Below are 20,049 nucleotides of genomic sequence, written 5' to 3'. Positions count from 1 at the left end.
TTCCCCACCCCGCCGCTGAAGCCCGGCCGGCGATTGAGGCGAGGGGGCCCGGGGGGTTGCCCCGGTTTCGGGAAGGGGCGGGGTGGGGGACAGCCCCTAGGTGTCGCACTCCAGGACCGTCCGGCAGAGCGTGCAGCGGGCCGTGACGCGGCCGCGCACCGGAACCCGGATCCGCTGATGGCAGGTGGGGCAGGGGAAGGAGACCCGCGGCGGGTTCGTCGCCTCGAAGGAGTACCCGCCCAGCGGCGCCGGGGCCTGCGTGGTGCCCGCGCGCCGGTCCCTGGCGTAGCGCCGCCGGGCCGCCCAGCCGGCGGCCAGCAGCGGCGGCTGCCGCCGCTCCTGCTCGGCGAGGACCAGCCCGGCCCGGTAGGCGTCACGCGCCAGCGGGCTGCTGAACCACGGCTCGATGTCGTCGCCGAAGACCAGCGCCCGCTTCGCGAGCACATAGCCGTACTCCTCCGGCGTCAGATAGCCCAGCTTGTACGCGGACATCATCAGCCGGTCCTCCCGGATCGCCGGCTCCTCCCGGTACGAGTCCAGCAGCAGCCAGCCCGCCCCGAGGAACGCCGTCGCGGTGTCGGTGAGGATCTCGTTGTCGCGGGTGCCGGGCAGTTCCAGGCCGAGACGGTGCAGGTAGACGTGCATGACCTCGTGCGCCAGCGCCGCGCCCACATCGCGGCGGTCCGTCTTGAAGCGCGAGTGCAGCTCGACGAAGTACTCGGGGCCCGCCGCCAGTTCGACACTGCCCGCGTGCACCATGTCGCGGAACCCCACCACCATCCGCGCGTCCGGCAGCCGGAAGTGCTGCAGCATCACGCGCGCCACGCGCTGCGCCCCCAGGTACGGGTCCTCGTCCGGCGGGAACTCCACCGACTCCGGGCGCACGCTCGCCGGGTACTGCTCGACCGTGTCGGCGGACAGCCGCCGGTACAGCGCGGTGAGCGAGCTCTGGATCGTGGCCAGGTGCGGGAACCCGTGCTCGATCTCGGTCACAGCCATCTCCCCCCGCCGGCCACCGTGCGGACCGGTGGCCTTTCGAGATTACGCGTCCGCACCGGGGGAGACGCGGAAACCAGTGGTGGTGCCTCCGTGGGTGGGCACAAAGATCGCGGGAACCGTACGTTGTGCCCGCTCTGCGGTTGCGGGTGCCGGGGACCCCCGGTCCCATGGAGGAACACGGGATCCCCGGACCGGCCGAAGGGAAGGCATGACGATCAGCGTGGTCATCGCCGATGACCAGGAGATGGTCAGGACCGGTTTCCGGATGATCCTGGACAGCGAGCCGGACATCGACGTCGTCGCCGATGTCGTCGACGGCGAAGCCGCCCTCGACGCCGCCCGCCGGCTGCACCCCGACGTCTGCCTCCTCGACATCCGGATGCCGAAACTCGACGGCCTGGAAGTGACCCGGCTGCTGTGCGCCCCCGAAGTGGTCCGGCCGCCCCGCGTCGTCATCGTCACCACCTTCGACCTGGACGAATACGTGCACACCGCGCTCCGCAACGGCGCCTGCGGCTTCCTGCTCAAGGACTCCAGCCCCGCCATGCTCGTCGAGGCGGTGCGGGCCGCCGCGGTCGGCGACTCGCTGATCTCGCCCGCCATCACCGTGCGGCTGCTGCGCGACATGGCGCCGGCCGCCGGATCACCGGGGGCCGGGCCCGTCCGGCAGCCCGCCGAGCCGCTCACCGAACGCGAGCAGGACGTCGTGCGGTGCCTGGCCCGCGGAATGACGAACGCCGAGATCGCCTCCGAGCTGTTCGTGTCCCTCTCCACCGTCAAGACCCACCTGGGCCATGTGCAGATCAAGCTCGAAGCCCGCAACCGGGTCGAGATCGCGGCCTGGGCGTGGGAGAGCGGGCTGGCCGCGGGACCTGGGGGCGGGCCCGCGTGAACAGCCTGCCCGGGTGGGCGGTCCGGCACCCGGGGCCGGCCGTCGCGGCCAAGGTCACGCTCCGCGCGGTGCCGCGCGGCTGATCCCGCCCGACCCAGGAGTCCAACACCGGCGCACCTTTGTCCATGGGCGCGCCGGGTCCCCGGGACGCAAGGTGAAGGGCGATCCACCCGTGAAGCAGCTGTACAGCCGGCAGCCACCGGCCGTGCGGCCCACGGCAACCGGCGGTGCGTCCAGCAGCACCGCCATGCCGTGACGATGCCGTAGTGATGCCGTAGTGAGGAGTGCGATGTCCGCCCCCGACACCAGCATGGAAGCCGGTCCCAGCCGCCGCGCGGTGGTGCTCTCCACCGCGGCCGCCGGACTGGCCGCGGCGCTCGTCCCCGGACAGGGAAGCGCCGCCGCCGCGACGGCCGCCGCGGGCCAAGCGGTGATCCGCTCCGCGCACCTGGACGTCCGCGTCCACACCGCCTTCCCCGGCATCGCCTCCTACACCGACCGCGGCACCGGCGCCGTCATCCACGGCGCGCCCGCCCCGCGAGCACCCTCCTCATCGACGGCGCCGCCCACACCCCGCGGGTCACCAGCACCGTCCGCGCCGACCGCGTCACGTACACCCTCGCCTTCGACGGCGGGACCCGTATCGAGGCGCAGATCACCGTCGACGGCTGGACCGCCGAATTCCGTGTCACCGCCGTCGCCGACACCGACAGCCTGCGCGTGGGCACCCTGCAGATCCCCGGGCTGCGGCTGCTGAGCGTACGCAGCGACCAGCCGGGGGCCACCCTGCTCGCCGCGAAGCTGCAGCTCGACAAGGCCACCAGCGGCGACACCCTGGTCCGCGTCACCGCCACCACACCCGCCGAGGCGGCGGCCACCGGCTGCGCCTACGCGGTCGTCGCCACCGACGCGCTCGGCGCCGCGATCGAGAGCAACACCGTCTACGACAAGCCGGTCGGCGCCCAGGGCACCACCTGGGAGAACGGCCGCTTCCAGCGGCAGACGCTGGCCGCCGACGGCTGGATCGAAGCCGGGCTGGCGCCCGGCCAGTGGACGCACCGGGCCGCCGGCGCCGCCACCACCGACACCGAGCCGCTGCCGTACGCCAAGGTCATCGTCACCCGGGACCGCAACGGCGACGGGAAGACCGACTGGCAGGACGCGGCGATCGCGCTGCGGGACATCGCCGTCACCCCGCTCGGCGCCGACACCCAGCACCTGCGGGTCGTCCCGCACATCCCGTTCAACTTCGCCAGCCAGGCCACCAACCCGTTCCTGGCCACCCTCGACAACGTCAAGCGGATCTCGCTGGCCACCGACGGGCTGCGGCAGTTCACCCTCCTCAAGGGCTACCAGTCCGAGGGCCACGACTCCGCGCACCCCGACTACGGCGGCAACTACAACCGGCGCGCGGGCGGCCTCGCCGACCTCAACACCCTCGTCGCCCGCGGCGCCCGCTGGAACAGCGACTTCGCCGTCCACGTCAACGCCACCGAGTCGTACCCGGTGGCCAACGCCTTCTCCGACCAGCTCGTCGACAAGACCGACAAGCAGTGGGACTGGCTCGACCAGTCCTACCGCATCAACGCCCGCCGCGACCTGATCAGCGGCGACATCGCCGCCCGCTTCCAGCAGCTGCGCGACGAGACCCACCCGGCGCTCAACACCATCTACCTCGACGTGTTCCGCGAGTCGGGCTGGACCTCCGACCGGCTCCAGCGGCACCTGCGCGCCCAGGGCTGGACCGTCACCAGCGAATGGGGCCACGGCCTGGAGCGCTCCTCCCTGTGGTCGCACTGGGCCAACGAGACCGACTACGGCGGCGACACCTCGCGCGGCATCAACTCCCAGCTCATCCGCATGGTGCGACACCACCAGAAGGACGTCTTCGCCGACAAGTGGCCGCTGCTGGGCACCGCCAAGCTCGGCACCTTCGAGGGCTGGGTCGGCAAAACCGACTGGAACGCCTTCTACCGCACCGTCTGGACGGAGAACCTGCCCGCCAAGTACCTCCAGGCGTACCCGATCAGCACCTGGACCGACCACGAGATCACCTTCTCCGGACCCACCGCCACCTCGGTGACCGACGCCGACGGCACGAAGACCATCACCACCGACGGCCGCACCGTCTACCGCGGCGGCAGCTACCTGCTGCCCTGGGAGCCGCGGCAGGCCAAGAACCCGCCGAAGCTCTACCACTACAACCCGGCGGGCGGCGCCTCCACCTGGCGGCTGCCGGCCGGCTGGGCGGCCGCCCGCACCGTCAGCCTCTACCGCCTCACCGACCAGGGCCGCCGCTTCGCAGGCGACCTGCCGGTCCGGGCCGGCTCCGTCACCGTGACCGCCGACGCCGGACAGCCCTACGTCCTCTACCGCGACCAGGCGCCCCGCCAGGCCGCCCCCGGCTGGGGCGAGGGCACCGCGATCCACGACCCCGGCTTCCACTCCGGCCGGCTCGACGACTGGCACGTCAACGGGCCGGCGACCGTCGTCCGCAACCCGATCGGCGACTACGAACTCGTCATCGGCGCCGGCCCCGCCGCCTTCGTCGGCCAGCGCCTGTCGCGGCTGCGGCCCGGCAGCTACGCGGCCTCCGTCCAGGTCGAGATCGGCGCCACCGCGGGGGAGCGGCGCCGGGCGGCCCTGGAGGTCCGCACCGCCGACGGCGTCACCGCCGTCAACTGGACCGACACCTCCACCGCGGGCAACTACGTCGCCGCCGACCGCAAGCACGGCTCCCGCATGCAGCGGATGTTCACCTGGTTCACCGTCCCCGAAGGCGGCGGCCCGGTCACCCTCGCCCTGTGCGCCGACGAGGGGACGGCCCGCGTCACCTTCGACAACGTCCGCGTCGTCGCCGCACTCCCCACCCGCAGCCCCGGCGCCCTCGTCCACGAGGACTTCGAGAACGTTCCCCAGGGCTGGGGCGCCTTCGTCAAGGGCGACGCCGGCGACGTCACCGACCCGCGCACCCACATCGCGCAGCGGCACTCCCCGTTCACCCAGGCCGGCTGGAACGGCAAGGTGATCGACGACATCATCGACGGCACCCAGTCCCTCAAGTCCCGCGGCGAGAACGACGGGCTGATCTACCGCACCGTCCCGCACACCGCCCGCTTCACCCCCGGCCGCCGCTACCGCGTCACGTTCCGCTACGAGAACGAGGAAGCCGGCCAGTACGCCTGGATCACCGCCACCGACCGCCCGGAAACCACCGAACTGTCCCGGACGGTGCTGCCCGCCGCCCGGATGCCCGCCACCCACAGCTACGAGTTCACCGCCCCCGCCGACGGCGACGCCTGGGTGGGGCTGCGCAAGGCCGGCGACAGCGGCACCGCCGAGTTCTCCCTCGACACCTTCACCGTCACGGACCTCGGCCCTGCATAACACCCCAAACCGCCAGGGGGCCGGGGGCGCGGCCCCGACCCCCTGGCCAGCACCGCACTCCATGAGCCAAGATCAGTCCTCGATGTTCCACACATGGATGCGCTACTTCTCCCCGAACCCGGTCCACCACCGGCTCGGCCTCGTATGCCTCGGCGTCGGCATGCAGCACGGAGCGCTGCCCACCGTCGGGCCGCGCACCATCGACCACCACGTCGCCGTCGTCATCAGCGCCGGCTCCGGCTGGTTCCGGCACCGCGGCGGCGACGCCGTGGAGATCACCGCGCCCACCCTGCTGTGGCTCACCCCCGACGCCGAGCACCACTACGCGCCGCACCCCGGCAGCGGCTGGGACGAGAGCTTCGTCGACTTCACCGGACCCGCCGCCGCCACCTACACCGAACTCGGCTACATCGAGCCCGACCGGCCCATCGTCCCGCTCAGCGACACCACGGGACCGCGCGCCGTCATCGCCCGCATAGCCCGCGCCGCCCGCCCCGGAAACCCACTCCTCGAAGTCGAGAGCTCCGCCGCCGTCCATGAACTCCTCGTCGCCCTGCGCCGCGCCCGCGCCGACACCACCGGCGACGGCGACCGGGTGCTCGACGCCCTCGCCCGCGACGCGTTCCTGCCGCTGACCATCGCGGAACACGCCGCCCGGCACGGCATGACGCTGGCCGAACTGCGCGCCGCGGTCCGCCGCAGCGCCGACTGCAGCCCCAAGGACTACCTGCTCGGCATCCGGCTCGGCCGTGCCAAGGAACTCCTCGCCGCCACCGACCTGCCGGTCGCCGCCGTCGCCCGCCGCGTCGGCTACGAGGACCCCGCCTACTTCAGCCGGCTGTTCACCCGCCGGGTCGGCGCCGCCCCCGTACGCTTCCGCGAACAGCAGTACCGCACCGTCCCCGGCGGCTGGTCCACCGACCACCTCGACCCACGGAAGATCACCCGCCAGACAGCAGATCACCCCGGGCCGTGACCTGCGGGCACCCGTACGGCAGCATGTCCGGCATGCCAGCCCTGACTCGCGCCGAGGCCGAGACCCGCGCCCGCCTGATCGACGTGCACCATTACGCGATCCACCTGGACCTCACCCGCGGCGACGCGACCTTCCGCTCCACCACGGTGATCCGCTTCAGCGCGCGCGAAGCCGGCGCCGCCACCTTCATCGACCTCAGGCCCGCCGCACTGCACAGCGCCGCACTCAACGGCCACGCGCTCGACCCCGGCACCCTGGACGACGGCCGGCTCCCGCTCACCGGGCTGCGGGCCGGCAACGAACTGCGGATCGACGCGGACATGCACTACTCCCGCACCGGCGAAGGCATGCACCGCTTCACCGATCCCGCCGACGGCGAGGTCTACACGTACTCCCAGCTCGGCCTCGACCACAGCCCCGCGTTCGCCGCCACGTTCGACCAGCCCGACCTCAAGGCCGTCTTCGACGTCACCGTCACCGCCCCGCCCGCCTGGACCGTCCTCGGCAACGGCATAGCGCAGCGCACCAGCACCGGCGAAGGGCACTGGCAGCTCGCCACGACGCCACCCATCAGCACCTACCTCCTCGCGGTCGCCGCGGGCCCCTGGCACAGCATCCGCACCGAACACGCGGGACTGCCCTTCGGCCTGCACGCCCGCAAGAGCCTGGGACCGTACCTGGAGAGCAACGCGGCCGAACTCCTCGACACCACCCGCCGCTGCTTCGACCGCTACCACGAGATCTTCGACGAGCCCTACGCCTTCGACTCCTACGACCAGGCGTTCGTCCCGGAACTCAACTGGGGCGCCATGGAGAACCCCGGCCTCGTCACCTTCCGCGACGAATACGTCTACCGCTCCGCCGTCACCCACACCGAACGCCAGAGCCGGGCCGTCGTCATCGCCCACGAAATGGCCCACATGTGGTTCGGCGACCTCGTCACCCTGCGCTGGTGGGACGACATCTGGCTCAACGAGTCCTTCGCCGAGTACCTCGGCTACCAGGTGCTCGCCGAAGCCACCGGCTTCACCAGCACCTGGACCGACTTCGCCATCGCCCGCAAGATCTACGGCTACGACGCCGACCAGCGCCCCTCCACCCACCCCGTCGCCCCCGAAGCCGTCCCCGACACCGCCTCCGCGATGCTGAACTTCGACGGCATCTCCTACGCGAAGGGCGCCTCCGCACTGCGGCAGCTCGTCGCCTGGCTCGGCACCAGGGACTTCCTCGCGGGCGTCAACGACCACATGGCCCGGCACCGCTTCGGCAACGCCACCCTCGACGACTTCATCGAGTCCCTCGCCGGCGCCACCGACCGCGACGTCCGCAAATGGGCCGCGCAGTGGCTGCGCACCACCGGCGTCGACACCCTCCAGCCGCACTTCGACGGCCCCGCCGCACCGTTCATCGCCCGCACCGGCAGCCGCCCGCACCACATCAACGTCGGCCTGTACGACCGGGCCGTGACCGACCCGTGCCGGCTCGTCCTGCGCGAACGCCTCGAAGCGGACCTCGCCGCCCCCCGCGTCCCGCTGCTGCCCGAAGGCCGCCCCGTCCGCCCCGACCTGGTGCTGCTCAACGACGGCGACCTCAGCTACACCAAGATCCGCTTCGACGACCAGTCGTGGACCACCGTCACCGAATGCCTCAGCGGCCTGCCCGACCCGCTCTCCCGCGCCGTCGTCTGGAACGCCGCCCGCGACCTGGTGCGCGACGGCGAACTGCCGCCCGGCGACTACTTCGACCTCGTGCTGCGGCACCTGCCCGCCGAGACGGACCCCGCCATCGTCCAGGGCGTCCTCGCCTTCACCCGCGGCCAGCTCATCGACCGCTACCGCGGCCCCGCCCGCCGCACCGCCGACCTGACCCTGCTCGCCGGTGTCTGCCGGACGTTCCTGCACGGCGCCGACGCCGCCCTGCACCTCAGCGCCGCCCGCACCCTCATCGACTGCGCCGGCACCGAGGGCGACACCGCCCGGCTGCGCGACTGGCTCACCGCCGGCCGGATCACCGACGGACCCGCCCTCGACCCCGAACTGCGCTGGCAGCTGCTGCTCCGCCTCACCGTCCTCGGCGCCGCCACCCCCGGTGACATCGCCGCGGAACTCGCCCGCGACCCCAGCGCCTCCGGCGAGGAGGGCGCCGCCCGCTGCCGCGCAGCCCTCCCCGACCCGCAGGCCAAACACGCCGCCTGGACGTCGATGTTCGGCGACGACTCCCTGTCGGTCTATCTGTTCACCGCCACCGCCCAGGGGTTCTGGCAGCCGGAACAGCACCATCTGCTGCACGGGTACGTGCCGCACTACTTCGCGGCGGCCACCGCCGTCGCCGCCCGCCGCGGCCCCGCCCTCGCCACGGCCGCCGGCCGGCACGCCTTCCCCACCACGGCCACCGACATGTCCACCCTGCGGCTCGGCGGCGAATGCCTGCGCGACGCGAACCCGCTGCCGGCGCTGCGCCGCCAGCTCGCCGACCAACTCCACGAACTGCAACGGGCGTTGAAGATCCGGGCGACGTACCCCGAGCCGGCCGACGACACCGTCCGCGGCTAGACCCCGACCCAGGACCGTTCCACCAGGGTGCCCGCCGGCCGGGCGGGCACCCTGCGCCACGCCGTGCCGTCAACGCACCGGACACCCCGAACACCCCCGCCCGACCACCCCCGCACGGCCGGAATCTGATCCTCCGTACCGGCCCCGCAATACCCCTGACTGGTGGCTCTCGTTGAGCACACCGGGCGGAACCGCCCGCCCGACAGGCAGCGACCGCGAAGGGGCCACCCCATGCCACCCCAGCTCGCCGGAGGGATCACAGGACCCGGCCACCTGCGCCCCCTGCTGGACACCGTCCTCGACGCACTGACCGCCGGCGCCACCGCCCGCGGCGGACCCCTCCCCGCCGGCGGCCCCGACACCGTCGCCCGGCACGTACGCGACGCGTGCGCCCCCGCCATCCCGCACACCGGAACCGGCGCCGAACACGCCCTGCGCACCCTCGTCCACGCCCTCGCCGCCGGAGCCGCCGACCCCGCCCACCCGCGCTGCGTCGCCCATCTGCACTGTCCGCCGCTGGCCCTCGCCGTCGCCGCGGACCTCGCCACCAGCGCCCTCAACCAGTCCCTCGACTCCTGGGACCAGGCACCCGCCGCCAGCGCCCTCGAAGCCGAGACCACCGCCGCCCTCGCCGCCCTCGTCTACCCCGGCCACCGCGCCCCCGACGCCCTCGTCACCAGCGGCGGCACCGAGTCCAACCACCTCGCCCTGCTGCTCGCCCGCGAACGCCACCCCGGCGCCCCCGCCCTGCGGGTCGTCTGCGGAGCCAACGCCCACCACAGCATCCAGCGCGCCATCTGGCTCCTGGGCCTGCCGCCGGCCCACGTCCTGCCCACCCCCGCCGGCACCCTCGACCCCGCCACCCTCCACACCGCCCTCGGCGAGCTCGGCGACCCCGGCCCCGTCCTCGTCGTCGCGACCGCCGGAACCACCGACACCGGCGCCATCGACCCGCTCCCCGAGATCGCCCACCACACCGCCGCCCACGGCGCCGAACTCCACATCGACGCCGCCTACGGCGGACCCCTGCTCTTCAGCGACCGCGAAGCACACCGCCTCGACGGCCTGCCGTTCGCCGACTCCGTCACCCTCGACCTGCACAAACTCGGCTGGCAGCCCATCGCCGCCGGCCTGCTCGCCGTACGAGACACCACCGCACTGCGGCCGCTCAACCACCAGGCCGACTACCTCAACGCCGACGACGACACCGAAGCGGGCCTGCCCGACCTCCTCGGCCGCTCACTGCGCACCACCCGCCGCCCCGACGTCTTCAAGATCGCCGTCACCCTCCGCGCGCTCGGCCGCGAAGGACTCGGCGCCCTCATCGACACCGTCTGCGACCAGGCCCAGCACCTCGCCGACCTCATCGACGCCCACCCCGCCCTCACCCTGCGCGGCCGCCCCGAGATCAGCACCGTCCTGTTCCGCCCCACCGACGCCGACGACACCCACGTCGCCGCCGTCCGCCGCCGCCTCCTGCACGACGGCCACGCCGTACTCGGCCGCGCCCACGCCGACGGACGCCTCTGGCTCAAAGCCACCCTGCTCAACCCGCACACCCGGCCCGCCGACCTCACAGCGCTCCTGCACCTCACCACGGAAGGCACCACGGCCCGATGACGACAGCACCCACCACCCCGCAACCCACCGAAGCCACCGAACCCGCCGAACCCACTGCACCCGCCACCCCCGAAGAACCCCTCGACCTCCTCGGCATCGGCATCGGCCCCTTCAACCTCTCCCTCGCCGCCCTCGCCGACGGCATCCCCCACCTCACCGCCGCCTTCTACGACCAGCGGCCCTCCTTCCAATGGCACCCCGGCCTGCTCATCGACGGCGCCACCCTCCAGGTCCCGTTCCTCGCCGACCTCGTCACCCTCGCCGACCCCGCCAGCCGCTGGTCGTTCCTCTCCTACCTCAAAACCCGCGAACGCCTCTTCCCCTTCTACTTCGCCGAGCGCTTCCACATCCACCGCGCCGAATACGACGCCTACTGCCGCTGGGTCGCCGACACCCTCACCACCACCCACTTCGGCCAACAGGTCGACACCGTCCGCTGGAACCCCGGCCGCGCCCTGTTCGAGGTCGACCACACCCACCTCGACCGCAACGGCGAAGCCGAAGCCCTCGGCCGCACCCACGCCCGCAACCTCGTCATCGGCATCGGCACCAGCCCCTACGTCCCCGAACCCCTGCGACCCCTCGCCGAAGCCCCCACCGTCCCCGTCATCCACTCCAGCGACTACGTCAACCAGCGCGCCCGGCTCCTCGCCACCGAACACATCACCGTCGTCGGATCAGGACAGTCCGGCGCCGAAGTCTTCCTCGACCTGCTGCGCGCCCGCCCCGCCGGCCGCGAACGCCTCACCTGGATCGCCCGCACCCCCGCCTTCGCACCCATGGAATACAGCAAACTCGGCCTCGAACACTTCACCCCCGACTACACCCGCTACTTCCACGGCCTCGCCGAACCAGTCCGCGACCAACTCGTCCCCCAGCAGTGGCAACTCCACAAAGGCATCGACCACGACACCATCAACGCCATCCACGACGAGCTCTACCGCCGCACCCTCGACGGCGGCTGGCCCGACGCCACCCTCACCCCCGGCGTCACCGTCCGCACCGCCGGCCGCCTCGGCAGCACCGGCATCGAACTCCACCTCGAACACGAACAACAAGGCACCCGCAGCCGCCTCCAGACCAGCGCCGTCGTCCTCGCCACCGGCTACCGCGAACGCTCCATCGACCAACTGCTCGCCCCGCTCCACCCCTACCTGCGCCGCGACGCCGCCGGCCGGCCACGCATCGACGCCGACCACCGGCTCGCCCTCGACCCGTCCATCAGCGGCGCCGTCCACATCCAGCACGCCAACCGCCACACCCACGGCGTCGGCGCCCCCGACCTCGGCCTCGTCGCCTGGCGCTCCGCCGTCATCCTCAACGCACTGACCGGCAAGGAGCCCTACCCCCTGCCGGCCAGAACGTCGTTCACCACCTTCGGCCTCGACGGGACGGCCGCCTCCAACGTGCCGACTAGAACAGCGGCACTCCGTCGCGGGTGAGCTTCCAGCTGTCACCGCCGAAGGCGGACGGATCGATCGAACCGTTCGCCTTCACCCACGCGATGATCGTGTTCCGGATCTCGTCCGAATTCGCCCACACCGACGGCGTCGCCGCCACATGCGGGAAATTGCCGCCACCGTTCGCCCGGTAGTTGTTCACCGCCAGCACGAACTTCGCCGCCGGATCCAGCGGCGCACCCTGGAACGTCGGATTCACGATCCGCGAACCCACCGGCTTCGCGATGTCGATCTCGTACGACACCCCGCCGACCACGTCGTAGTTGTAGTCCGGAGTGCTGTCCGCGTTCGTCAGCTTCGACACATCCACCACCGAACCCGCCGCCGTCTGCACGAAGTACTTCGCCGAGAACTCCAGATAGTCCTTCACCTGCGCACCCGTGAGCACCCGCGCGTCCAGCGTGTTCTCGTACACATACAGCCCCGCCACATCCCGCAGCGACACCTGACCCGCCGGAATCGCCGCCGTCCGGGAGAAACACGCCGCCTGCGACAACACCGGCAGCGCCGCGTACTCCGTCCCCGCCAGCGCCGCCTTCACCGTCTGGCTCTGCACCGCGTTGATGAAGTCGATGATCGGCGTGTCCTTGTACGGCGCCTCGGTCGCCGCCATCGCGACCGTGCACGTACCGACCACCTGGTTCACATACGCCACGACCTTGTCGTGCTCCGCCTTCACCAGCTTCACCACATGCGGATCCTCCGCCACCGCGTTCGCGTTGCGGACCTCCGCCACCACCGACGTCACCGACCAGCGGCCCCGCGAGAACTCCAGCCCGATGTCGAAGACACTCAGCCGCATCCCCCACATCAACGGCTCCGACAACACCACGTTCCTACCGGACACCGTGTTGACGACCGTGCGCGACGCGACCTCCTTGTGCGTGTGCCCCACCAGGATCGCGTCGATCCCCGGCACCTGCTCCGCCACCAGCGACGACGCGTTCTCCGGATACGGCAGCGCGTCCCCGTACGACGTACTGCCGTCAAGTCCCGAGTGGTCCGTGCAGATCACCACGTCACAGCCCAGCGCCCGCAGCTTCGGCACATAGATCTTCGCCTGCTCCACCAGACCCGGGAACGCCATCTTCCCCTGCACATTGGCCTTGTCCCAGATCGCGATCCCCGGATTCGTCAGCCCCAGGATCCCGACCTTGATGTCCTGCCCGCCCTGCACCCTGATCCGCTTGATCGTGTACGGCGGGAACGCCGGCTTCAGCGTCTTCGCGTCCACCGCGTTCGCCGCCAGCAACGGGAAGTCGCACTGCTCCTGGAACTTCCGCAGCACCGGGATGCCGTAGTTGAACTCATGGTTGCCCAGCGCCGCCGCGTCGTACCGCATGTGGTTCATCGCCAGCGCCATCGGGTGCACCGGAGGCCGCTTGCCGTGCTTGCCGGCCGCGCCCGCCGTGCCGGTGATCGGCTCCACCCGCGCGTAGTAGTACGACAGCTGCGTGCCCTGGATGATGTCACCCGCGTCGATCAACAGCGTCCGGTCGCAGCCCTTCTCGGCACGCGCCTGCTCCACCAGCGTGGAGATCTTCGCCAGACCCACGTCGTTGTGGGTGCTGTCGTCGTACTCCTTGTCCGTGAAGTAGTCCCAGTTGAAGACATGGCCGTGCAGATCCGTCGTGCCCAGCACCCGCAGCGAGTACGTCTTCGGGCCGTGACCGTGCCCCCGTCCCTCGTCGTGCGCCTGCGCGGGCGCGGCGCCGGCAACGGCCCCCGCCGCGCCCGCGAGCGCCACCCCCGCACCCGTGGCGGCGGAACGGTTGAGGAAGGTCCTTCGGTTGAGCGGCATGTCGGCTCCCGGTCTGTCTGGTGGTGTAACGCGCGTAGATTCTGGCGCAGGAACCCCACCCCGCAACACCCCCCACGCGTTTCCATCAGATGTCCCGCCGAAGAATGCCCTGCCTGCGACAGTGGGGCACATGGCCACAGAAACGGACAGGACCCACCCAACCACCGACGCCCCGCACGTCGGCGTCCGCGGCGAAGCCACCCTCGAGGTCGAACCCGAACTCGCCCGCATCGCCGTCACCATCAGATCCCGCGGCGCCGACCGCCGCCACACCCTCGACGACCTCACCCGCCGCAACACCCAGGCCATCGACCTCATCAAGAGCTACGGCGAAGCCGTCGACAAGATCGAAACCGGCACCATCGGCCTCACCCCGGAACTCCGCGACAAAGGCCGCGACCGCGGCGAAAAGATCCGCGCCTACCACGGCGTCGTACGCATCGGCGCCACCCTCACCGACTTCACCGCCCTCGGCGAACTCACCACCCGCCTCGCCGACCTCGAACTCACCTCCGTCGACGGCCCCTGGTGGTCCCTGCGCCCCCAGTCGCCCGTCTACCGCGAAGCCCGCAGACAAGCCGTCCACGACGCCGTCCAACGCGCCCGCGAATACGCCGAAGCCCTCGGCTCCACCCTCACCGCCCTCCTCGAACTCACCGACGAAGGCGTCCAGCAGGCCACCCCCTACCCCCGACAGGCCTTCGCCGCCATGAGCACCCGCGCCGCCGGCGGCCCCGGCACGGCCGACCTCGCCCCGCAGTCCCTCGACCTCGAACCCGAACGGCAGAACGTCTCCGCACACGTCACCGCACACTTCACCATGACCCCGCCCCCGCTCGGCTGACCCCGGCACCCCTCCACCCGGCCCCCACCAGGACCCGCCACGCTGCTCACATGAGCACTGCCATGCACGTTCGACACTTGTCAACAACCGTTAATCCAGCCGACGTTGGACAGTCGCCTCCACCCATCTGCCTACCCGTCAGTAAGTCATAGGCTCGAAACATGCGCCGAGCAAAAATTGTCTGCACCCTGGGCCCCGCCACCGACAGCTACGACCAGATCAAAGCACTCGTCGAAGCCGGAATGGACGTCGCCCGCCTCAACCTGAGCCACGGCTCCTACCCCGACCACGAGGACCGCTACCACCGCGTACGCAAAGCCTCGGAAGAGACCGGACGCAGCGTCGGCGTCCTCGCCGACCTTCAGGGCCCGAAGATCCGCCTCGGCCGCTTCACCGAAGGCCCCGTACTCCTTGAACGCGGCGACGAATTCACCATCACCGTCGAAGACGTCGAAGGCGACCGCCAACGCTGCGGCACCACCTACAAAGGACTCGCCGCCGACGTCACCAAAGGCGAACGCATCCTCGTCGACGACGGCCGCGTCACCCTCGAAGTCACCGAAGTACAGGGCTCCCGCGTCCACACCATCGTCATCGAAGGCGGCATGGTCTCCGACAACAAGGGACTCAACCTCCCCGGCGTCGCCGTCTCCGTCCCCGCCCTCTCCGAAAAAGACATCGAAGACCTCCGCTGGGCCCTGCGCATCGGCGCCGACATCATCGCCCTCTCCTTCGTCCGCAGCGCCCAGGACATCATCGACGTCCACCGCATCATGAAGGAAGAGGGACGCCACGTCCCCGTCATCGCCAAGATCGAAAAGCCACAGGCCGTCGACAACCTCGAAGAGATCGTCGACGCCTTCGACGGCATCATGGTCGCCCGCGGCGACCTCGGCGTCGAAATGCCCCTCGAAGCCGTCCCCATGGTCCAGAAGCGCGCCATCAAACTCGCCAAGCGCAACGCCAAACCCGTCATCGTCGCCACCCAGATGCTCGACTCCATGATCGACGCATCCCGCCCCACCCGCGCCGAAGCCTCCGACGTCGCCAACGCCATCATGGACGGCACCGACGCCGTCATGCTCTCCGGCGAAACCAGCGTCGGCAAACACCCCATCGAAACCGTCAAGGTCATGGGCCGCATCATCTGCGCCTCCGAAGAAGAGATCCTCTCCTCCGGCCTCCCCCCACTCACCGAACGCAACAAACCCCGCACCCAGGGCGGCGCCGTCGCCCGCGCCGCCGCCGAAATGGGTGACTTCCTCGGCGCCAAGTACCTTGTCGCCTTCACCCAATCAGGCGACACCGTCCGCCGCCTCAGCCGCTACCGCTCCCCGATCCCCCTCCTCGCCTTCACCCCGGAACCCGCCACCCGCTCCCAGCTCAACCTCACCTGGGGCGTCGAAACCCTCCTCGGCCCCATGGTCCAGACCACCGACGAAATGGTCGACCAGGTCGACGAACAACTGCTCCGCATCGGCAAGTGCCGCAAGGGCGACATCGTCGTCATCACGGCCGGCTCCCCGCCGGGCGTACCCGGCACGACGAACATGGTGCGCGTACACCACATCGGCGAGGACGACTCCCCGAAGTAGCCCGCCATCGCGGTTCGTCACACCGCAGACCAGGCCTGCCGGACGCGAGATCCGGCAGGCCACCGACGGCCCGGAAGACGCGGTGCCGGCCTCAGTTGTAGATGAAGAGCCAGTACAGGTACTGGTTGGTGGACGGAAAATAGGCGTAACGGCATTGGTACGGAAAACCTTCACGCTGATATTCCTGGCCATCATCCACACACGCTGATTTGGCAGCGTAAAGCCCTCCGGTGAAATGCCATGAACCCGCGGCGCTGGCCGTAGCCGCGACGGGCCGGCGATCCTGAGCGTAGGCGGGAGCCGTGGTGATGGCCGTAGTGGCCATCACGCCGGAGACGAGAACCGCCGCGACGGCGGCAGAGATCTTCTTCAACGTTCCTCCTGTAGGAGTCGTGCGGCCTGGCACGAGCCGATGGCCGCGCTGCCAGGCTAGGACTGGCGTGCGAACGCCGCCGCGGAATGATCGCGATGTGACATGTGCCACGAAACGGCCTTTGGCCGAATTTGGCCTGTGCCACGCGCGCGCCCAACTCCCGTTTTCTGGCGGCCAGTTGCTCTTGTACTCAGTACTTGGGCCCCACATGCAGGTCCATGAGCGCCACGGAGGCGCGGCGCGCGACGGAAACGTTGTACGGGTCCTTGCCGCGCCGGGTGATCTTCCATTCGACGCCGACCGCGTCGAGGGCGGCGCTGTAGAGGCCGAGGATGTCCTCGGACTTGTTGGTGAAGAAGTACCGCGGGTACTCGTAGCGCTTCGGCTCGCCGCCGATGACCTTCTCGGTCCAGTTGGTGATCCGACAACCGTCGGAGTGGATGAGTCCCCGGATGAACTCCCACGGGTGGGCGTCGACGATCTCCTGCTGCCATGATTCGAGGGCGATGCGCCGCTCGTGCTTCTTGCCCGGGGCGTGCTGCGGGAAGAGGCACGGCCAGTGCTTGCTGGTGGACGTCACCATGGTGCAACCCTGCTTGCGCACGCGGCAGACAGCGTTGTCCGGGTGGATCGTCCGGATCGCCGCTTCGCAGGATTCGATGAGACCTGGCCAGGAGTCCGCGCAGGCGATGCGGAGGGCGAAGACGCCGCGCGGCTGTGCGCTGAGGCATCCGTCGCCGAGGTAGAGACCCAGTAGATAGGCATAGGCGGCGGTAGAACCTGGTGATCGTGCCGGGGACGTGCGCCGGGCGCAGTCGTGGCCTCGGCGCGGTTCGATCTCGACTCGCCAGGCGCGGAGAGCGGACCGCGAGATGTCTGTGATCTTGCTGACACTGTTCAGGCTCTGGCCTGTCGCGACGAGCCCGAGCGCTCGACGCCGTATTTCCAGATCGTACATACACCCGATGCTGGTCCGTACGCCGCAAAACCTCGCCGATTCGAAGGCCTGTTCACCCGACTAAGTGAAGATCGCCAACCATCGGCCAACCTTGGAATCCAAGGTAGAGTGCCCCGGGTCGGACTCGAACCGACACTGTATGGGTTTTGAATCCATTGCCTGCTGCCAATTGGGCTACCGGGGCCCCTTCGAAACAGAGGATAGCGGAAACCCTCCGTGGCTCAAACATACCGGAGCTAGGTAGGCTCATGGGTGCATTACCCCGCCATGATCGAGGAGTCCCGTTGAGCGCCGCCGAGCCCATAGACGAGCAGTCGCACGTACCGCCGATGACGACGCGAGTCGTCATCGCCGAGGACGAGGCACTGATCCGGCTCGATCTCAAGGAGATGCTCGAGGAAGAGGGCTACTCCGTCGTCGGCGACTGCGGCGACGGCGAGACCGCCGTCAAGCTGGCGGAGGAGCACCGGCCGGATCTGGTGATCCTGGATGTGAAGATGCCCATCCTGGACGGGATCTCCGCTGCCGAGCTGATCGCGAAGGCGAAGATCGCGCCGGTGCTGATGCTGACCGCGTTCTCCCAGCGGGAGCTCGTGGAGCGGGCGCGGGATGCCGGGGCGATGGCGTATCTCGTGAAGCCGTTCAGCAAGAGTGATCTGGTGCCGGCCATAGAGATGGCGGTGAGCCGCTTCCAGGAGCTGCGGGCGCTGGAGCTCGAGGTCGCGGATCTGTCGTTGCGGCTGGAGACCCGGAAGCTGGTGGACCGGGCGAAGAGTGTGCTGCAGACGAAGTACGGCTTGTCGGAGCCGGCGGCGTTCCGCTGGATCCAGAAGACGTCGATGGACCGGCGGATGTCGATGCAGCAGGTGGCGCAGGCCGTGATCGACGAGGTTCCGGAGAAGTAGTGCCCGCTGGACATGATGAAGGGCCCGCACCGTGCGACGGTGCGGGCCCTTCATCATGTGGGTGTCAGTCCTCGCCGAGGTAGGCCTTCCGCACGGATTCGTCGTGGAGCAGGTCCGCGCCGGTCCCGTTCAGGACGATCTTGCCGATCTCCATCACGTGGCCCTGGTCCGCCAGTGACAGGGCGGCCTGGGCGTTCTGCTCGACGAGCAGGATCGTGGTGCCCTGGGACTTGAGCTCGGCGATCGTGTGCATGATCTTCTGCATCATGATCGGGGAGAGGCCCATGGAGGGCTCGTCGAGCATGAGCAGTTTGGGTCGCGACATGAGCGCGCGTCCCATGGCGAGCATCTGCTGTTCACCGCCGGAGAGCGTTCCCGCGGCCTGCTTCCTGCGTTCCCCGAGGATGGGGAAGAGGTCGTAGGCGCGCTTGATGTCCTGGCCGATGGCGGCTTTGTCGTTGCGCAGGTATGCGCCGAGCTGCAGGTTGTTCTCGATGGTGAGGCGGGGGAAGATGTGCCGGCCTTCGGGGGAGTGGGCCAGGCCCAGTGCCACGATCTTGTGTGCCGGAACCTTCTCCAGTGACTGGCCGCCGAAGGTGATCTTGCCGCTGAGGGGTTTGATCAGTCCGGAGAGGGTGCGCAGGGTGGTGGTCTTGCCCGCGCCGTTGGTGCCGATGAGGGTGACGACCTGGCCTTCTTCGACGCTGAACGAGATGCCCTTGACGGCCTCGATCTTGCCGTAGGCGACGCGCAGGTCCTCGACTTCGAGCAGTGCGGTCATCGTTCGCCCTCCGTGCCTTTGGTGCTGGTGGTGCTGGTGGTCGCGGATTCCGCTGCCTCGACCTCGGCGAGTTCCTCGTCGCCCGGGGCTCCTTCGAAGGGTTCGCCGAGGTATGCGGCGATGACGCGGTCGTCGCGCTGGACGACCTCGCTGGTGCCTTCGACGAGCTTCTCGCCCTGGACGAGTACGGAGACTCGGTCGCAGAGGTTGAAGATGAAGCGCATGTCGTGCTCGATGACGAGGACGGCGATACCCATGTCGCGGATGGCGAAGACGAGTTCCTCGGTGGTGCGGGTCTCCTGCGGGTTCATGCCGGCGGTGGGTTCGTCGAGCAGCAGGAGTCCGGGGTCGCTGGCCAGGGCGCGGGCGATCTCCAGTTTGCGCTGGTCGCCGTAGGGGAGGTTGCGGGCCAGGTGTTCGGCTTTGGATTCGAGGCCGATGAAGGCGAGGAGTTCCATGGCGCGGTCCCGGGAGGCGGTCTCGGCGCGTTTGAAGCCGGGGCCGCGCAGGAGTGCGGAGAACAGGCCTTCTTTGGTGCGGGTGTGGCGGCCGACGAGCACGTTTTCCAGGACGGTCATGTTGGCGAAGAGCCGGATGTTCTGGAAGGTGCGGGCGATGCCGGCCTGGGTGACGAGGTGGGGCTTGGGCGGCAGGACCTTGCCCTGGTAGCTGACGGTGCCCTCGGTGGGCACGTACAGGCCGGTGAGGCAGTTGAAGAAGGTGGTCTTGCCGGCGCCGTTGGGGCCGATGAGGCCGACGATCTCTCCGGTGTTGACGGTGAGGTCGACGGATCGGACGGCGGTGAGGCCGCCGAATCGCATGGTGACGCCGGAGGCGTTCAGCAGGGGGGTGCCGGGGGTGGCTGCGGGCCCGGCCTTGGGGGTGGTGGTGTCGGTGGTCATGGTG

14 protein-coding genes, 1 tRNA gene and 1 pseudogene are annotated in these 20,049 nt (G+C 70.1%); 9 read left to right on the top strand and 7 right to left on the bottom strand.

Features of this window, described 5'->3' with window-relative positions; translation table 11 throughout:
• Nucleotides 1-96 precede the first annotated feature (96 nt).
• Nucleotides 97-993, bottom strand: a complete 897-nt coding sequence (locus tag LNW72_RS11945; RefSeq protein ID WP_374117214.1) for a hypothetical protein — start codon at nucleotides 991-993, stop codon at nucleotides 97-99.
• A 214-nt stretch (nucleotides 994-1,207) separates the two neighbouring features.
• On the opposite strand from LNW72_RS11945, the gene LNW72_RS11940 reads away from it, so the two are divergent.
• The 6 genes and pseudogenes from LNW72_RS11940 to LNW72_RS11915 all read left to right on the top strand — a co-directional run bounded on the left by LNW72_RS11940 (nucleotide 1,208) and on the right by LNW72_RS11915 (nucleotide 11,868).
• Nucleotides 1,208-1,891, top strand: coding sequence for a response regulator transcription factor (locus tag LNW72_RS11940; RefSeq protein ID WP_250975378.1), 684 nt, complete (start codon nucleotides 1,208-1,210; stop codon nucleotides 1,889-1,891).
• A 289-nt stretch (nucleotides 1,892-2,180) separates the two neighbouring features.
• Nucleotides 2,181-5,278: pseudogene (locus tag LNW72_RS11935) on the top strand (endo-alpha-N-acetylgalactosaminidase family protein).
• Between the two features lie 82 nt (nucleotides 5,279-5,360).
• A complete protein-coding gene (locus LNW72_RS11930; protein ID WP_250980116.1) occupies nucleotides 5,361-6,254 on the top strand; it encodes an AraC family transcriptional regulator in 894 nt (297 codons plus the stop codon).
• Nucleotides 6,255-6,286: 32 nt separating this feature from the next.
• On the top strand, nucleotides 6,287-8,806 hold the full coding sequence (pepN, locus tag LNW72_RS11925; RefSeq protein ID WP_250975377.1) for an aminopeptidase N: 2,520 nt from the start codon (nucleotides 6,287-6,289) through the stop codon (nucleotides 8,804-8,806).
• Nucleotides 8,807-9,037: 231 nt separating this feature from the next.
• Nucleotides 9,038-10,426, top strand: coding sequence for an aminotransferase class V-fold PLP-dependent enzyme (locus tag LNW72_RS11920; RefSeq protein WP_250975376.1), 1,389 nt, complete (start codon nucleotides 9,038-9,040; stop codon nucleotides 10,424-10,426).
• Nucleotides 10,423-11,868, top strand: coding sequence for a lysine N(6)-hydroxylase/L-ornithine N(5)-oxygenase family protein (locus tag LNW72_RS11915; RefSeq protein ID WP_250975375.1), 1,446 nt, complete (start codon nucleotides 10,423-10,425; stop codon nucleotides 11,866-11,868). The genes LNW72_RS11920 and LNW72_RS11915 overlap by 4 nt, the downstream gene beginning before the upstream one ends.
• Here LNW72_RS11915 and LNW72_RS11910 read toward each other — a convergent pair.
• On the bottom strand, nucleotides 11,840-13,687 hold the full coding sequence (locus LNW72_RS11910; protein ID WP_250975374.1) for a bifunctional UDP-sugar hydrolase/5'-nucleotidase: 1,848 nt from the start codon (nucleotides 13,685-13,687) through the stop codon (nucleotides 11,840-11,842). The genes LNW72_RS11915 and LNW72_RS11910 overlap by 29 nt on opposite strands.
• A 130-nt stretch (nucleotides 13,688-13,817) precedes the next feature.
• Here LNW72_RS11910 and LNW72_RS11905 point away from each other — a divergent pair, with 130 nt between their 5' ends.
• Both LNW72_RS11905 and pyk read left to right on the top strand, forming a co-directional pair.
• A complete protein-coding gene (locus LNW72_RS11905) occupies nucleotides 13,818-14,531 on the top strand; it encodes an SIMPL domain-containing protein (RefSeq protein WP_250975373.1) in 714 nt (237 codons plus the stop codon).
• 161 nt (nucleotides 14,532-14,692) lie between these two features.
• Nucleotides 14,693-16,126 carry a pyruvate kinase gene (gene pyk / locus LNW72_RS11900; protein ID WP_250975372.1) on the top strand — a complete coding sequence of 478 codons (1,434 nt, stop codon included), beginning with the start codon at nucleotides 14,693-14,695 and terminating at the stop codon, nucleotides 16,124-16,126.
• A 91-nt stretch (nucleotides 16,127-16,217) separates the two neighbouring features.
• On the opposite strand, the gene LNW72_RS11895 is transcribed toward pyk, so the two are convergent.
• The 3 genes from LNW72_RS11895 to LNW72_RS11885 all read right to left on the bottom strand — a co-directional run bounded on the left by LNW72_RS11895 (nucleotide 16,218) and on the right by LNW72_RS11885 (nucleotide 17,641).
• Nucleotides 16,218-16,499 carry a hypothetical protein gene (locus LNW72_RS11895; RefSeq protein WP_250975371.1) on the bottom strand — a complete coding sequence of 94 codons (282 nt, stop codon included), beginning with the start codon at nucleotides 16,497-16,499 and terminating at the stop codon, nucleotides 16,218-16,220.
• A 190-nt stretch (nucleotides 16,500-16,689) separates the two neighbouring features.
• Nucleotides 16,690-17,457, bottom strand: coding sequence for a transcriptional regulator (locus LNW72_RS11890; protein WP_250975370.1), 768 nt, complete (start codon nucleotides 17,455-17,457; stop codon nucleotides 16,690-16,692).
• 109 nt (nucleotides 17,458-17,566) lie between these two features.
• Nucleotides 17,567-17,641: transfer RNA gene (locus LNW72_RS11885), tRNA-Leu, on the bottom strand.
• Nucleotides 17,642-17,705: 64 nt separating this feature from the next.
• Between LNW72_RS11885 and LNW72_RS11880 the strand changes: the two genes are divergently transcribed.
• Nucleotides 17,706-18,362 carry an ANTAR domain-containing response regulator gene (locus tag LNW72_RS11880; RefSeq protein WP_374117213.1) on the top strand — a complete coding sequence of 219 codons (657 nt, stop codon included), beginning with the start codon at nucleotides 17,706-17,708 and terminating at the stop codon, nucleotides 18,360-18,362.
• A 64-nt stretch (nucleotides 18,363-18,426) separates the two neighbouring features.
• Here the strand turns inward: LNW72_RS11880 and LNW72_RS11875 are convergent, their stop codons facing one another.
• Nucleotides 18,427-19,143 carry an ABC transporter ATP-binding protein gene (locus LNW72_RS11875; RefSeq protein ID WP_250975369.1) on the bottom strand — a complete coding sequence of 239 codons (717 nt, stop codon included), beginning with the start codon at nucleotides 19,141-19,143 and terminating at the stop codon, nucleotides 18,427-18,429.
• Nucleotides 19,140-20,045: an ABC transporter ATP-binding protein gene (locus LNW72_RS11870; protein ID WP_250980114.1), complete on the bottom strand. Its 906-nt coding sequence runs from the start codon at nucleotides 20,043-20,045 to the stop codon at nucleotides 19,140-19,142. Before LNW72_RS11870 ends, LNW72_RS11875 begins: the two co-directional genes overlap by 4 nt.
• Nucleotides 20,046-20,049 lie beyond the last annotated feature (4 nt).

Source organism: Streptomyces sp. RKAG293 (genome assembly GCF_023701745.1).
Classification (GTDB): Bacteria; Actinomycetota; Actinomycetes; order Streptomycetales; family Streptomycetaceae; genus Actinacidiphila.
The sequence above is the reverse complement of the archived record's forward strand: the minus strand, read 5'-3'. Positions and strand labels throughout refer to the sequence as shown.